Here is a 14,284-nt window from a genome sequence, read left to right as displayed (position 1 = left end):
GCCGGTTCGTCACGGAGGCGGGGGCGCGGCGGGCCAGGATGGATAGTGGGTCACCTGTCCGAACCGGCCGACGATCCAGATGTTGTCAGGGCTCGGGCCCGTGATGCCGTACTTGCTGCCCCCACCTGACTCGGTGGACCAGGAAGATCCGTTGTAGCGAAGGACGGTGCCTGCGGCGGTGGTGATGTAGATGGAGTTTGTTCCGAAGGCCAGCACGCCCGTGTAGCTACCTCCGGGCGTACCGGAGACGACCGTCCACGTGCTCCCGTTCCATCGCAACAACTCGCCACTGGCGCTCACCGCGTAGGCCAGCTTGCTGTTGACGACATGGACAGCGGTCAATTCACCGACGTTGGGAATGCCCGTTTCCTTGCCCCAGTCATTGGGCGGATTGACGCCAGGGGCGTATCGATAAATGACGCCCTTTCCGGAGTTGTCGACACCCACGGAGAAGAGGAGCCCCTCTGAACGGCCATGCACGCCTGACAGAATGGTGTCTTTGCGGTTCTGGGCGCTCACGGTGTCGGTGCCACCATCCCATTGCAGCGTGAAGCCATCATTCGAGGTGCCCTTCCGGCCTACGCCAAGAACGTTGACCCCTCCATCCGCTGTGGCGAAGCCCATCACCCCCCGGGTGACAGCATTGGCGACGTTGACAGGCGTCCTCGGAATACAGTCGGCACTGTCGGGCCGCTGGACGATGAGCTGTCCCTCGTCCCTGCCAATATAGGCGGTTCCGCTCGTGGGATCCGCCCAGACACTGGGGAGCACCTGGGGCGTGCTTCCGTCAGTACACGTCCCCTGGAGCTGGTTGAACCCGGCCAGCGAGGGCTCCTTGACCGCACGGCCTCCGTCGCTGCCGACAATCCAGACGCCCCCGTCTCCATAGGTGGAGACACCGAACCAGGTGCGGTCGGTGTCATCTCCCACGACTTGCATGGCCCAGCTGGGACCGCCCGAGGGGCAGACACTATTCTCGTCCGTGACCCCATTGCAGTTGTTGTCCTGGCTGTCACACAGCTCCGGGGCATCCCCATGGATGAAGGGGTTGCCATCGTCGCAGTCCCTGCCCGCATCGATGATGTAGCCCGCGCCAGGCGACGGGCAGCGGACGATGCCTGCATCCGCTTGTCCATGCATGTCCTCGTCCTGGTCGGGGTACCAGGTCGGTACCTGCCCCGTCGGCTTGCAGACGACGCCGTTTTGCGCGTCATTGCATTGCTGGGTGCCATCACACTGGACGCCTGACTCGAAGCAGGTCACGCCCACGGCAAAGCCTTCATCCGTGATGTTATTGCAGTTGTCGTCGACCGTGTTGCAGCGCTCGTTAGCGCCGGGATGCACGTTGGTGTCGTTGTCGTCGCAGTCGTCATGGGGAGAGGAGAGCGCCAGACGGTCCGGCGGAAGGGTCGCGCTGCAAACCACCACCTGACCCTGCTTCGCGTCTCCGTGCTGGTCCCGATCCGCATCCACCCATGCGTTGGTCACTGCCGGTGCGATGCATGCGAACGTCGTGCGGTCATTGACGTTGCAGCTGCGAACGCTTGCGCAACCCTCCGGGCTGGTGCACGCGGAGCCAATGGCGAAGTCCTCATCCTTGTTGCCGTCGCAGTTGTCGTCCACGTCGTTGCACAGCTCCGCGGCGCTGGGGTTGATCCCCGCTCCAACGCCTGCCGTGTCGATGCAGTCCGAGCCATTCGTCGTGGCGACATAGCCGTCGCCGTCCGCGTCCGTCGCCGTCAGGGCCAGGGCCAGTTCCTGGGGAGTCCCCTTGTCCGCGCTCCCCTTTTCAATGACCAGGCCCTGCGTGCGGGTGTCGACCGTCTTCCCGCCGCACGCGCTGTTGTCGGATGCCCGCTCCAGGCCCTCCGCCGTCACCTTGAGCTGGGTCCCCCAGCCATCAGGTACCCGGATGCCCACCACCACCGGGGTCTTGGCCGGCTTGTCCGTCCCGTATTCCTTGACCGCCACTTCGGTGGAGAGCGTGTCCCCACTGTCCCCATTTTGAGCCGTCACGCGGACGCACGCCGGAACGAAGTTCGCGTAGGTGACCGTGACCTTCACCCCGTCCTGGGGATCCTTGCAGCCCGCGAGGGCGACCAACGGCAGCAGCAGAAGAAGGCGTTTCATGCCCCCATCCTACCGGCCCTTCTCCCCGCGTGTGAGTCCTCGGCCGCCCTCTTGATTCCTCAAGGGATGACCCGGCCTCAGCGCGCCTCGGAGAAATCCGAATACACCACCGCCAGCCGGGCATCCGCCGCCAGGCTCGCTGGCGTCACCAGCTCCAGGTCCACCGGCACCGGACCCCGGTAGCGCTCCGCGATCTCCCGCTTCAGGCCCGCCACGTCCAGGTCGCCCAGCCGCTCCATCCTGCCGTACTCCACGCCGGCTCCCGCCGCGTACGCCTTGCGCACCAGCTCCGAGCAATACATCGCCTCGTCCCCCCACCCGAAGAGCGCGTCGTACGGCTTGCCCAGGTGCCGCTTCGCCTCCACCACCGCCCGCGCCTTCGCCGCGTCATCCACCCCTTGCGGCCGCATCACCAACAGCCGCCCCTTCACCCCGCGCGCCTTCCACTGCGCGAACGGTGTGCGCTTCACCGGCTGCACGGCCTCCACCACGAACGCCCCCTCCGGTGTCACCTCCACCAGCCCCACGTGCGACAGCGGGCTGTGCGTCGCCACCTGGATGGCCTTCGACTGGCGTGATCCCGACGTCTGGAACACCACGTCCCCCGTCCGCACCTTCGCCGCCACGCCCTCCGTCACGCGCGGCGCCGCCTGTGTCTCGCGGCCCACCAGCCACGCCGCCCCCACCAGCACGAGGGCCAGCAGCCACAGCCCCCTCACGATCCGGGTCATTCGCTCGCTCCTTCCAGGGGTTGCAGCCGTCCACCCACCCCCAGTGCAGCCCCGGTGCCAGGCCCGACAGAGCTGGATTTCACACACCGTGCGCCCGGTCTCTCTCGACCCTGGGTCAGAGCGTGGTAAACCTGGGGAATCTACTTATTACAGCGATTCCAGAATAATGTGGCAATGTAGGAAATTTTCAGGTAGGGATGGAGCACCCGCGAGCCGGCAGTCCGTGCGTGCGGGAGAGGGGGCCCATCGGAGGAATTCGTCGTGACCGCATCGAACGCTCCCATCCGTTGCCTGCTCTACCCGACCCTGGGCGAGGTACGGGAGCACGTGCGCGTGGAGCTGTTCGCGCGGGCGCTGTCGGAGCGGATGGGCCGCACGGTGGTGATGTCCATGGCGCCCACCTACGAGATGCTCGAGGCGGAGCTGGCGTCGGGCCGCGTGGAGATGGCGTGGGGCACCGCCGAGCAGTGCGACGCCTTCGAGCCGCAGGCGCGCGCGGTGCTTCGCGCGGTGCGTTCGGGGAGCTACCACTACCACGCCGCCTTCATCTGCCGCTCGGACGCGCCGCTGACGCTGGAGACGCTGCAGGGCAAGCGCGTGGCGTGGGTGGCGCCGCGCTCCACCGGCGGGCACCTGCTGCCGGTGCGCCACCTGGAGTCGCTGGGCCTGCGCCCCGACACGCTCTTCTCCGAGCAGCGCTTCCTGGGCACCTACCGCAAGGCGCTGGACGCGGTGCTGCGTGGCGAGTCGGACCTGTGCGCGCTGTTCTGCAACCACATGGATGCGCACGCCATGCGCGCCACGCTGACGACGTACGTGGGCACGGACGCGCCGCAGCTCATGCCGTTCCTCTTCACCATCCCCACGCTCGCCGACGGCCTCATCCTCACGAAGCAGATGCCGGAGGCGGACGCGCAGGCGCTCATCTCCGTCCTCACCCGGATGAACACCGACGGCGCGGGCCTGGAGATGCTCATGGGGCCCTTCCGGGTGGAGGGCTTCGTGCGCTCGCCCGGCCCCAACGCGCCCGTGACCACCCCGCGCCCGTCGGCGGCCGCGGAGTACCTGGCCGGTGAGCTGGACGCGGAAGGGCGCTGCCTGCGGCTGTGGTCCCCGTCCGGCCGCGCCTTCGGCCGCGACATGCGCGGCGCGGAGGGGCGCAAGCTCGAGGAGATATTGGGCACCGCGGAGAGCAAGCCGCTCATGTCCCTGCTCCAGGCCGTGCTCCGTGGCGGCTCCGACGGACGGCTGGAGTACCGGCTCACCGTGAACGGCGACGAGCGCGTCTACGCGGCCGAAATCACGCCCTGCGCGCCCTCGCCCGGGGACACGGGCGTGCGGATGGGCCTGCTGGTGCGCGACGTCAGCGGCCTGCGCGCGCTGGAAGACCCCCTGTACCGGCTGGCGTCGTTCCCGCTGCTGCACCCGGAGCCGCTGCTGGAGCTGGGCATGGACGGGGAGCTGCGGTACGCGAACCCCGCCACCCACGTGGCGTTCCAGGACCTGGTGGAGAAGGGCGCCGGACACCCGCTGGTGCACGCGGCGCTCACCTGGGCGTGGCGGGGCTCGCCCCCGGGAGAGCCCGCGCCCACGGTGCACCTGGACGGCCGCTACTGGGAGCTCACCGTCGCGCAGCTGTGGGACCCGCCGGGCCTGCGCGTGTTCGTGCGCGACGTGACGCTGCGCAAGCAGATGGAGGCGCGGCTGTTCCAGGCGGACCGGCTGTCCGCGCTGGGCTCGCTCGCGGCGGCGGTGGGCCATGAGATGAACAACCCGCTGGCCTTCGTGCTGGCGAACCTCTCGTACATCCGCGAGGAGATGGACCGCCTGAAGCAGCCGCTGCTCCAGGGCACGCCGGTGAAGCGCGCGGACCTGGAGGACATGCTGGAGGCGCTCAGCGAGACGGTGGAAGGCGCCACCCGGCTCAAGCACATCGTGCAGGACCTGCGCACGCTGTCGCGCAAGCCGCCGGAGCACCGCGCCCGCGTGGCCGTGCAGCCGGTGCTGGAGAACGCGCTCAAGCTGCTGCGCGGCGAACTGCAGCACCGCGCGCGGCTGGAGCGGGACTTCCACGACATGCCCACGGTGGACGCGGACGAGGCGCGCCTCACCCAGCTCTTCCTCAACCTGCTGCTCAATGGCCTGCAGCAGATGGACACCCAGGACGCCGCGCACAACGTGCTGCGCGTGGCGGCCTACACCAGCGAGGACGGCGAGGTGGTGGTGGAGGTGCAGGACTCCGGCAAGGGCCTGTCCCAGGACGTGCTCGCGCACATCTTCGAGCCCTTCGCCACCGCGCGCCCCAACAGCACCGGCCTGGGCCTGTCCGTCAGCCACACCATCGTCACCGGCCTGGGCGGCACGCTGCGCGCGGAGAGCCGCGAGGGCCGGGGCACGCTGCTCACCGTCACGCTGCCGGCGGCCGTGCCCGTCGCGGAGTCGCTGCGCGCCTGCTGAGGCGTTTCACGCGTCGCGCTCCAACAGCACCTCCAGCCGCGGCACGTAGTGGCCGCGCGTGCTCTCGAACAGCACCAACCGGTCCACGCGCCCCTCGCCCCACGACGCGCCCTGCAGCTCGCGAGCACACGCCGCCAGCGCCGCGTCCCCGCGTGGAGGCCTCGCGCGGGCCAGCGTCAGGTGCGCGGTGTACTCGGGATGTTCGGACGTGAAGCCCAGGGGCTCCAGTGCGCGGGCCACGTCCGCCTGGAGCGCCTTCAGCGCCGCGATGTCCCCGCGCACGTCCGCCCAGAGCACGCGCGGGTGGGACGGCGGACCGAACGTCCCGCCTCCCGCCACCGACAGCACGAACGGCGCGTGGTACAGCCCCACCGGCTCCAGTGCGTCGCGCAGCTCCGGCAGGCGGCCTTCGTCCACGTCCCCCAGGAACAGCAGCGTCAGGTGCACGCCCTCCACCCGCACCCACTTCGCGTCCGGGGCGAGGGCGCGCAGGCGCTCGATGCCCCGCTCGGCTTCGGCGGTGAGGGCGTCTCCCAGCGTGACGGCGGTGAACAGGCGCATCGTGAGAAGACCTCCTGGAAGACCCGCTTCAGGGAACCTGGACGCTCCGTGCCGCGCGCGCCTTCCGGGGCCACAGGGCGTAGAGCCACGCGGGCAGGAACACGAGGAACTCCACGCCGCTCACGTACAGCCCGCGCGCGGACAGCATGCCCGCGCCAATGGGCGCCACCGGCAGCGGCCGCACCGGGGCGAAGATGCGCGCGTTGGAGAAGGGCCAGAAGAGGGCCGCGCCCAGCCCGCCGTCCGTGAGCGTGTCCAGGATGCCGTGGCTGCCCACCGCCACGAGCGCCAGCAGGCCCCAGCGCGTGGCGGGCTCCCCCTTCCACCGGGCCAGCGCCGCCACCGCGAGCGCGACCCCCGCCGCGAAGACGAACGAGTGCGACGCACCGCGGTGTCCCCACGTCGCCGCGTAGGGGATGCGCAGCGCGAACGCCACCACGTCCGCGTCCGGCAGCAGGGCGAGCAGCGACAGGAACGCCATCTCCGCCACCCGCCGCCGCCAGGGTGCACCCGCCCCCGCCTCGAAACGCCCCAGCGCCATGCCCACCGCCACGTGCCCGATGCTCGCCATGCGCCAGGACCCTAACGCAGGGGGACCCTGCCTGGAGAGGGCTCCGCGCGTGGGGTAGCCTCCCTGATACATGCGGTCCCTGCTTTCTCGCTTTCGTGTCGAGTCCACCCTGCAAAGGCGCCTGGACGAATGGCGCGCGGACGTCGGCTCCTGGCTCAATGTGACGCGCATGGGCGCGACCGCGGCGTGGCTGGCGCTGGCCGTGCTGGATGACTGGAACGTGTCGCGCGGCGTGCTGGGCGGCTACATCGTGCTGGCGTTGCTGCTGTGGGCGGGCGCGCGCCGGGTGCCGGACCTGCTGCGGCGGCCGGCGCTGGGCGTGGCGCTGCTGGACATGCCGCTCATCTACTTCCTGCAGGAGTGGTCCATCCGGGGCTCCGCCAACGGCGTGGCCATCGCGCTGCTCACCATGGGTGTGTACCTGGTGCTGGTGGTCATCGTGTCCATGGTGACGCTGTCGCGGCTCATCGTCGCGGCGGCCACGGCGCTGGGCATCGCCGCGGTGGCCATGCTGACGCTGGGCGCGGGGCTGCCCGCCTCCGAGTTCCTGCCCGGCCTGGTGCTGGTGATGGTGCTCGCGTCGTCGGTGGCCTTCTTCATCAGCCGCACGGTGCTGGGGCTGGTGACGGACGTGGTGCGCGAGGAGATGCAGCGCGAGCGGCTGGGCCGCTTCTTCTCCCCGGAGGTCGCGCGGCGCATCTCGGAGAAGGGCACGGATGGCGAGGCCGGCGAGCACCGCGAGGTGACGCTGCTCGTCTCCGACATCCGCGGCTTCACCTCGCTGTCGGACCGGATGGACAGCCCCCAGGTGGTGGCGCTGCTCAACGAGTACCTGTCGCGCATGGTGGAGGTGGTGTTCCGCCACGGCGGCACGCTCGACAAGTTCATGGGCGACGGCATCCTCGCGTACTTCGGCGCGCCCCTGGATCAGCCCGGCCACCCGGCCGCCGCCGTGTCGTGCGCGCTGGCCATGCTGGAGGCGCTGGACACGCTCAACCAGGAGCGCGCCGCCCGGGGCGAATTTCCCCTCAACATCGGCGTGGGCGTGCACACCGGCCGCGTGGTGGTGGGCGCCGTGGGCAGCGAACAGCGCCGCGAATACACCGTCATCGGCGACGCGGTGAACCTGGCCAGCCGCATCGAGGGCCTGACGAAGAAGGTCGGCGCCGCGGTGCTCGTCTCCCAAGCCACGCGTGAGCGCTGTCTGGACAGCTTCGACTTCGAGGCCGCCGCCCCGCTGCCCGTCGCGGGCAAGCCGGAGCCGGTGGCCACCTTCCTGCCCAGGAAGCGCGGCCTGCTCGCGGCGAGCTGACAGGCTGAAAAGACAGCGGGGCCGGGAGTCGCCTCCCAGCCCCGCGGGCGCGGCGCGATGAACGCGCGCCGGGACTTCCTCAGTACGCCTTGGAGAACACGATGCGGCCCTGCGACGGGTTGCCGGTCATCACGCACTTGCCCGGCTCCTGCTTGAGGCTGAACGGGCGGCAGCGGGTGGTGAGGCCCGTCTCCTCCTTGATGCGCGCCTCCGTCTTCGGGTCGCCGTCCCAGTGCGCCAGCAGGAAGCCGTCCTCCGCGCGCGCCTTCATCTCCTCGTAGGAGTTGACCTCGAAGGTGTGCGAGTCGCGGAAGTCCTTCGCCTTCTGGAACAGGTCCTTCTGCATCTGGTCCAGCATCGTCTGGGCCTTGGCGGCGGCCTCGTCCAGCGGCACGAACTCCTTCTGGCGCAGGTCGCGGCGCACCATCACGCACGAACCCTTGGCCAGGTCCTTGGGCCCCAGCTCGATGCGCAGACACGTGCCGATGAGCTCGTGCTCGTTGTACTTGAAGCCCGGGCCCTTGCTCTCGTCGTCGTCCACCACCACGCCCAGGCCCGCCTTGCGCAGGTCCGCGGCCAGCGCGTGCGACTTCTCCAGCACCTGCGTCTTCTCCACGTCCGTCGCCTTGCCCACGATGGGGATGATGACCACGTGCGTGGCGGCGATCTTCGGCGGCACGATGAGGCCCGAGTCATCCGAGTGCGTGAGGATGAGCCCGCCGATGAGGCGCGTGGACGAACCCCACGACGTCTGCCACACGTGGTGCACGCGGCCGTCGCGGCCCTGGAACGTGGTGTCGAAGGCCTTGGCGAAGTTCTGGCCCAGGTTGTGGCTGGTGCCCGCCTGGAGCGCCTTCTTGTCCTGCATCATGGCCTCGATGCTGTACGTGCGCAGCGCGCCGGCGAACTTCTCCGACTCCGACTTGCGCCCCGGCAGCACGGGCATGGCCATGTAGTCCTCCGCGAACGTGCGGTAGACCTCCAGCATCTGCAGCGTGCGCTCCTCCGCGTCCGCCTCCGTCTCATGGCAGGTGTGGCCCTCCTGCCAGAGGAACTCCGTGGTGCGCAGGAACAGGCGCGTGCGCATCTCCCAGCGCATCACGTTGGCCCACTGGTTCACCAGCAGGGGCAGGTCGCGGTAGCTCTGGATCCACTTGGAGAAGCTGCGGTTGATGATGGTCTCCGACGTGGGCCGGATGACCAGCGGCTCCTCCAGCTTCTGGCCGCCCGCGTGCGTGACGACCGCCAGCTGCGGGTTGAAGCCCTCCACGTGCTCGGCTTCCTTCTTGAGGTAGCTCTCCGGGATGAGCAGCGGGAAGTAGGCGTTCTTCACGCCCGTGTCCTTGAACATCTTGTCCATCACCCGCTGGATGTTCTCCCACAGCGCGTAGCCGTTGGGACGGATGACCATGCAGCCCTTCACGTCCGAGTAGTCGGCGAGCTTCGCCTTCTGGACCAGGTCGACGTACCACTCGGAAAAGCCCTTCTCGCGGGGCGTGAGCTTCTCGGCCATGTGCTGGGCACCTTGCTTGGGGATGGAAAGAGGGGGGTTGCCTACGATGGGATGTTCAGGAAATCAACGCCGGACCGAGGCCTGACGCGTCCCCAGGACGTCGGCCATGCTTGGAAGAGGACCCGCCATGCCCACGCCCCCTGACGCCGCGCCCCGCCAGCTCGCCGACGATGTCCACGTGTTCGACGCCGCCTTCTCCGTGGGAGGGCTGGACCTGGGAGGGCGCATGACGGTCCTCCGCCTGCCGGACGGCGGGCTGTGGGTGCACTCGCCCGTCGCCTTCACCCCGGAGCGGCGGGCCGCCGTGGAGGCGCTGGGGCCGGTGCGCTTCCTCGTGGCCCCCAACCTCTTCCACCACCTGAACCTGCCGGACTGGTCCGCGGCCTTCCCTGACGCCCGGGTGGTGGCGCCCGCGGGGCTGCGCGCGAAGCGGCCGGCGCTCAGGATCGACCAGGAGCTGGACGACACGCCCGACCCCGCCTGGGCTCCCGTGCTGGACCAGATGCACATCCGCGGCATGCCCCGGGTGAACGAGTTCCTCTTCTTCCACCGGCCCAGCCGCACGCTGCTCGTCACCGACCTGGCCTTCCACTTCCACCACGCGGACTCCTGGGCCCTGCGCCTGTACCTCAAGGCCAACCGCGCCTGGAAACGGCTGGCGCCCACGGTCCTCGAGCGCCTGCTCATGAAGGACAAGGAGGCCACGCGCGCCTCCATTCAGCGTGCGCTGAAGTGGGACGTGGAGCGCGTCGTCGTCTGCCACGGCCAGGTGCTGGAGCACGGCGGCCAGAAGGCGCTCCACGACGCCTTCGCCTGGCTGTAGGGCGCGGTACGCCTGGCCCCCGCGTCACAGGGGAGTGTCGCCTGCTGCACTCCTCGCCGCGCTGCGCTACAAGGGGACCTCTTCTCGTCTTTCCTGATTTCCCCCCAGGAGGTTCGTCCCATGCGGTCCTTTCTTCCGTCCATCGGCGCGGTCGCGGTGTGCCTTGTCGCGGGCTCCGCGTTCGCCAACTCCACCGGCATGAGCGGGCGCAGCGGCAAGCAGAGCGTGTCCTGCACCGCGTCCGGCTGCCACGGCGGCGGGGCGAGCACCCCCACCGTGACGCTGGAAGGTCCCACGGCGCTGACCGCGGGCCAGACGGGCCAGTACTCGCTGGTCATCACCGGCGGCCCGGGCGTGAAGGCGGGCATGAACGTGGCCACGGGCGGCGTGGACGGCGCGTCGCTGACCGCGGGCTCGGGCACGAAGCTGTTGAACGGCGAGCTCACGCACTCCTTGCCCAAGGCCTTCGCCAGCGGTTCGGCGCGCTTCGACTTCTCGCTGGTGGCCCCGGCCACCAACGGCACGCTCAAGGTGTACGCCGCGGGCAACTCCGTGAACGGCGACACCGCCGCCACGGGGGACGCGCACGGCAACGCCACGCTGGATGTCGTCATCACCGGCGGCAAGGACCCCAGCCCCAATGAGGGCAATGACGACGGCGGCGGCTGCTCCGTGGCCACCACCGGCGCTCCCGCGGCGCTCATCGCCGTGTTCGTGGCGCTGGCCGCGCGCCGCCGCCGTCAGTCCCGCCAGGGCTGAACCGGACTGGGCGCCCGGCTGCTCTCCAGCCGTGCCCCGGGAGGCGGGACGACAGCGCGAGGGCGGGCGGCCTACCATCGCCCCCCTTGATGCGACCAAGCCCCCTCCTGACCGCATTGTTCGTCGCGGGATCGCTGGCCTGTGCCTCCGGTTCCGCGGTGCGTCCCACCCTGTCCTCGGGCACCACGCCCGTCGCCGCGGCCCCCAAGCGCGACCCGGGCGCCCTGCGGGTGATGACCTTCAACATCCAGTCCGGCCTGAAGGGGCTGGAGCAGGTGGCGGAGGTCATCCGCAAGGAAGGGCCGGACGTCGTCGCGCTGCAGGAGGTGGACGTGGGCTCCACGCGCGCGCACGGCGAGGACCAGGTGGAGCGGCTGTCGGCGCTCACCGGCCTGAAGTACCGCGCGCACTTCGGCACCACGCGGCTGTACGGCGGCGCGTACGGCATCGCGCTGCTGTCGCGCTACCCGCTGGAGTCCCTGGCGCAGTACCCGCTGCCCACGCCGAAGGGCGCGGAGCCGCGCACGCTGGCGCACGCCGTGCTGGACGTGGACGGGCGCGAGGTGAGCGTCTACGCCACGCACCTCATCCGCCGGCCCTTCAACGGCGCGGCGCGCGTGCGCCAGAGCGCCTTCATCTCCCAGCTGCTGGCGAAGGACCCCAGGCCCCGGCTCTTGATGGGGGACCTGAACGACGACCCGGACTCGCGCCCGGTGCGCCTGTTGCGCCGCCAGCTCCAGGACGTGGCGCGCGTCACCCGCGCCGACGGGACGGGCACCTACCCGATGCCGCTGTTCCTGCCGTCGCTGCGCATCGACTACGTGATGGCGTGCGGTGCCTTCACCCCGGTGTCCACGCGCGTGCTGCGCGTGGGCGTGTCCGACCACTACCCGGTGGTGGCGGACCTGCGGCTTGAGCCCGCGCCCACGCCTGTCGTGGCTCCCGCCGGCGCGGCTCCGGCCGTGACGGCCGCCGCGGCGCCCTGAGTCCCTACGGGGCGGCGGTGGGCAGGGTGAAGCGGTAGAGGACCTCCAGGTCCCCCTTGCTGAAGCCCTTGATGACCTCGTGGTGGATTTCCTTGCGGCCGCTCAGGTACGCGAGGCCGCCGGCGGCGAAGCCCATCACGGCGAGCTCGAAGTAGACGTGCGGCCGGGGCACGCCGGTGATGCGCAGCTCCACGGTGTTGCCCTGCAGCTGCGCGGTCAGCTCGCCTTCGGTGAAGTAGCCCTTCCAGATGCCGGGCGTGAACAGGGCGAAGCGGCGGAAGTCGTCCTTGCCGAACATCGTCTTGAGCTGGCCCTGGCCCAGCGCGTACTCGGCGGACTTGATGCCGTATTGCCAGTAGGCCTTGGTGTCGCCGCCGTAGAAGCGCTGGGTGAACGCCTCGTTGAGGCGGAGGAAGGCCTCCGCCGGGATGCGCGACACGGGCATGATGAGCTGTCCGAAGATGGGGTCCCGCTTCGCCTGCTCCGCGAGGAAGGTCTTCCATGCCGGTTCGCCGAAGGCCTGCACCGCCATGGTCTGCCGTGCCAGGAATGCGACGCCTTTGACATCCATCCGTATGCCTCCCACCGGCCGCTCCGGGTTCGACGCGGACCCCGGCCGGGTCATATTTCGCATTGTGTCGTGAGACCCCACTCCGGGCGATACGCATCGCGACAATTCACCGGGTCGTCCGCCGGCCCGAACACTGCGAAACCTGTTATCGCCGACACAGTGCCTGGGTGAAGATGTATCCGGGGCAGCGCGATGTCCGGTGCAGGACTAGGTTCTCGCCGGTGCGGCCCCTTGCCCTCCTTCCCCGACCCGGACGTGCGCGCCGGGCGGTGCTCCTCTGCGCGGGCGTGCTCACGGGCGGTGTGTTCGGGCTGGCCTGGTGGGTGGACCGCTTCGGCCGCCGCGAGCACGTGGGTGAAGCGGACGCGCTGGTGGTGCTGGGCGCGCGGGTGCTGCCGGGCGGTGTGCCGTCCGGTGCGTTGATGGCGCGCGTGGAGCAGGCGGCGGCGCTGTACCACCGGGGCGTGGCGCCCTGGCTGCTGTTGTCCGGCGGCGTGGGCACCCATCCGCCATCCGAGGCGCGCGTGATGCGCGAGCTGGCGGTGGCGGCGGGCGTGCCCGCGTCCGCGTGCGTGCTGGAGGAGGACAGCCACTCCACGGAAGGCAACGCGCGGTTCAGCGCGCGCGTGCTGCGGGAGCGCGGGGCGCGCCGGGTGGTGGTGGTCTCCGACCCGTATCACCTGCTGCGCGCGCGGCAGTGCTTCCGGCGCGAGGGGCTGGAGGTGGCCACGAGTCCGGCGCCCATCGCGGGGCGGATGCGCGCGCGGGACCGGGCGTACTGGACGGTGCGCGAGGCGTTCGCGCTGCTCCTGCACCCGCGCCTGTTGTGGGCGCGGGCACCGGACGGGCGCTGAAGGCTTCAGGTTCCTGACGCGGGGGCGTCCGGCGCGGCGGGAGTGTCCAGCTTGCTGAGCACCTTCTCCAGGACGCGGAAGAGGGCCTGGCGGTCCTCGGGGTCGAGCATGCCCATCACCACGCCCATCGCGCGGTGCATGGAGCGGTCGAGCTTGGCGAAGGTCTGCTTGCCCTTGTCGGTGAGGCGGCAGCGCACGACGCGCCGGTCGGTCTCTCCGCGTTCGCGCTGGATGTGGCCCTCGCGCTCCAGTCGGTCCACGACGCCGGTGACGGTCTTCTCCGTGACGCCCAGCCGCTTGGCCAGCTCGCCCATGGTGAGCGAGCCGTCCAGGCCCAGCCACAGCAGGGCATGCACCTGGGGCGGCGTGAACTGGAGCTGCTCGCACGTGCTGGCGATGGGGTCACGGAGCGAACGCCGCCGGCCGAGCGAGAACATCAGCTCCTGCATGCGGTCGACGTCCTTCGCGAGCGCTTCATCCTCTTTATGGATATTCCGTGACACAGAGTATTCATTAGCGGCGGGGTGCGTGCGGGTCAACTTGTAGGCTCGCGAGGACCTCCGGCGGGGCCGGGGGCGGGAGGAGCGCGCGATGCGAAGTGCATGGTGGGGGCTGCTGCTGGCGTGGGTGACGGTGTCGTCGGCGCGGGCGGAGGAGGTGCTGGTGTTCGCGGCGGCGAGCACCACGGATGCGCTCCAGGCGCTCGCGCCCGCGTTCCAGCAGGCGTCGGGGCACCGGGTGCGGTTCGCCTTCGGGGCGTCGAGTGACCTGGCACGTCAGGTGGTCGCGGGTGCCCCAGCGGATGCCTTCCTCTCCGCTGACGAGGCGAAGCTGGACCTGGTGGACCGGGTGGGGCTCGTGCAGCCAGGCTCGCGGGTGGACCTGCTGTCGAACCGGCTGGTGGTGGTGGTGCCGGCGGATTCGAAGGTGAAGGTCGCGGGGCCCGCGGACCTGAAGGGGCTCAAGCGGGTGGTGCTGGCGGAGCCGGCGGCGGTGCCGGCGGGGGTGTACGCGAA

The 14,284-nt window shown here is 70.3% G+C and carries 14 protein-coding genes; 7 read left to right on the top strand and 7 right to left on the bottom strand.

The genetic code is table 11. The features are described 5' to 3' along the window. Nucleotides 1-9 precede the first annotated feature (9 nt). Both D7X32_RS19285 and D7X32_RS19280 read right to left on the bottom strand, forming a co-directional pair. Nucleotides 10-2,130 (bottom strand): putative metal-binding motif-containing protein, encoded by a 2,121-nt coding sequence (locus D7X32_RS19285; RefSeq protein ID WP_120604033.1) that lies wholly within the window; start codon nucleotides 2,128-2,130, stop codon nucleotides 10-12. A gap of 77 nt (nucleotides 2,131-2,207) precedes the next feature. Then, the gene (locus D7X32_RS19280; protein ID WP_244239084.1) at nucleotides 2,208-2,861 is read right to left on the bottom strand and encodes a YiiX/YebB-like N1pC/P60 family cysteine hydrolase; all 654 of its coding nucleotides are present in this window, start codon (nucleotides 2,859-2,861) and stop codon (nucleotides 2,208-2,210) included. Between the two features lie 261 nt (nucleotides 2,862-3,122). On the opposite strand from D7X32_RS19280, the gene D7X32_RS19275 reads away from it, so the two are divergent. Continuing rightward, complete coding sequence (locus tag D7X32_RS19275; RefSeq protein WP_120604032.1) at nucleotides 3,123-5,318, top strand: PhnD/SsuA/transferrin family substrate-binding protein; 2,196 nt, start codon at nucleotides 3,123-3,125, stop codon at nucleotides 5,316-5,318. 6 nt (nucleotides 5,319-5,324) lie between these two features. Here the strand turns inward: D7X32_RS19275 and thpR are convergent, their stop codons facing one another. Together thpR and D7X32_RS19265 are read right to left on the bottom strand one after the other, a co-directional pair. Continuing rightward, entirely contained in the window at nucleotides 5,325-5,879 is a 555-nt protein-coding gene (gene thpR, locus D7X32_RS19270) for an RNA 2',3'-cyclic phosphodiesterase (protein WP_120604031.1), read from the bottom strand. A 28-nt stretch (nucleotides 5,880-5,907) separates the two neighbouring features. After that, nucleotides 5,908-6,450: a metal-dependent hydrolase gene (locus tag D7X32_RS19265; RefSeq protein ID WP_120604030.1), complete on the bottom strand. Its 543-nt coding sequence runs from the start codon at nucleotides 6,448-6,450 to the stop codon at nucleotides 5,908-5,910. Between the two features lie 70 nt (nucleotides 6,451-6,520). Here D7X32_RS19265 and D7X32_RS19260 point away from each other — a divergent pair, with 70 nt between their 5' ends. Continuing rightward, nucleotides 6,521-7,762 carry an adenylate/guanylate cyclase domain-containing protein gene (locus D7X32_RS19260; protein ID WP_120604029.1) on the top strand — a complete coding sequence of 414 codons (1,242 nt, stop codon included), beginning with the start codon at nucleotides 6,521-6,523 and terminating at the stop codon, nucleotides 7,760-7,762. Nucleotides 7,763-7,841: 79 nt separating this feature from the next. Here the strand turns inward: D7X32_RS19260 and proS are convergent, their stop codons facing one another. After that, a complete protein-coding gene (proS, locus tag D7X32_RS19255; RefSeq protein ID WP_120604028.1) occupies nucleotides 7,842-9,275 on the bottom strand; it encodes a proline--tRNA ligase in 1,434 nt (477 codons plus the stop codon). 127 nt (nucleotides 9,276-9,402) lie between these two features. Here proS and D7X32_RS19250 point away from each other — a divergent pair, with 127 nt between their 5' ends. The 3 genes from D7X32_RS19250 (at nucleotide 9,403) to D7X32_RS19240 (ending at nucleotide 11,843) form a co-directional block, all read left to right on the top strand. Further along, the gene (locus D7X32_RS19250; RefSeq protein WP_120604027.1) at nucleotides 9,403-10,098 is read left to right on the top strand and encodes a DUF4336 domain-containing protein; all 696 of its coding nucleotides are present in this window, start codon (nucleotides 9,403-9,405) and stop codon (nucleotides 10,096-10,098) included. A gap of 120 nt (nucleotides 10,099-10,218) precedes the next feature. Beyond that, nucleotides 10,219-10,857 carry an MXAN_6652 family MXYO-CTERM-anchored protein gene (locus D7X32_RS19245; RefSeq protein WP_120604026.1) on the top strand — a complete coding sequence of 213 codons (639 nt, stop codon included), beginning with the start codon at nucleotides 10,219-10,221 and terminating at the stop codon, nucleotides 10,855-10,857. Between the two features lie 158 nt (nucleotides 10,858-11,015). Beyond that, nucleotides 11,016-11,843, top strand: coding sequence for an endonuclease/exonuclease/phosphatase family protein (locus tag D7X32_RS19240; protein WP_244239083.1), 828 nt, complete (start codon nucleotides 11,016-11,018; stop codon nucleotides 11,841-11,843). Between the two features lie 4 nt (nucleotides 11,844-11,847). Here D7X32_RS19240 and D7X32_RS19235 read toward each other — a convergent pair whose 3' ends face one another. Further along, complete coding sequence (locus D7X32_RS19235; protein WP_120604024.1) at nucleotides 11,848-12,414, bottom strand: hypothetical protein; 567 nt, start codon at nucleotides 12,412-12,414, stop codon at nucleotides 11,848-11,850. A 221-nt stretch (nucleotides 12,415-12,635) separates the two neighbouring features. Between D7X32_RS19235 and D7X32_RS19230 the strand changes: the two genes are divergently transcribed. Further along, entirely contained in the window at nucleotides 12,636-13,268 is a 633-nt protein-coding gene (locus D7X32_RS19230; protein ID WP_120604023.1) for a YdcF family protein, read from the top strand. 5 nt (nucleotides 13,269-13,273) lie between these two features. On the opposite strand, the gene D7X32_RS19225 is transcribed toward D7X32_RS19230, so the two are convergent. Further along, nucleotides 13,274-13,717: a MarR family winged helix-turn-helix transcriptional regulator gene (locus tag D7X32_RS19225; RefSeq protein ID WP_216618837.1), complete on the bottom strand. Its 444-nt coding sequence runs from the start codon at nucleotides 13,715-13,717 to the stop codon at nucleotides 13,274-13,276. A 142-nt stretch (nucleotides 13,718-13,859) separates the two neighbouring features. Between D7X32_RS19225 and modA the strand changes: the two genes are divergently transcribed. Next, a partial coding sequence (gene modA / locus D7X32_RS19220) for a molybdate ABC transporter substrate-binding protein (RefSeq protein ID WP_120604021.1) occupies nucleotides 13,860-14,284 on the top strand: 425 nt, incomplete at its 3' end.

It is taken from the genome of Corallococcus carmarthensis, assembly GCF_003611695.1.
In the GTDB taxonomy this organism is placed as follows: domain Bacteria; phylum Myxococcota; class Myxococcia; order Myxococcales; family Myxococcaceae; genus Corallococcus; species Corallococcus carmarthensis.
This window is presented reverse-complemented; position numbering and strand designations above follow the sequence as displayed.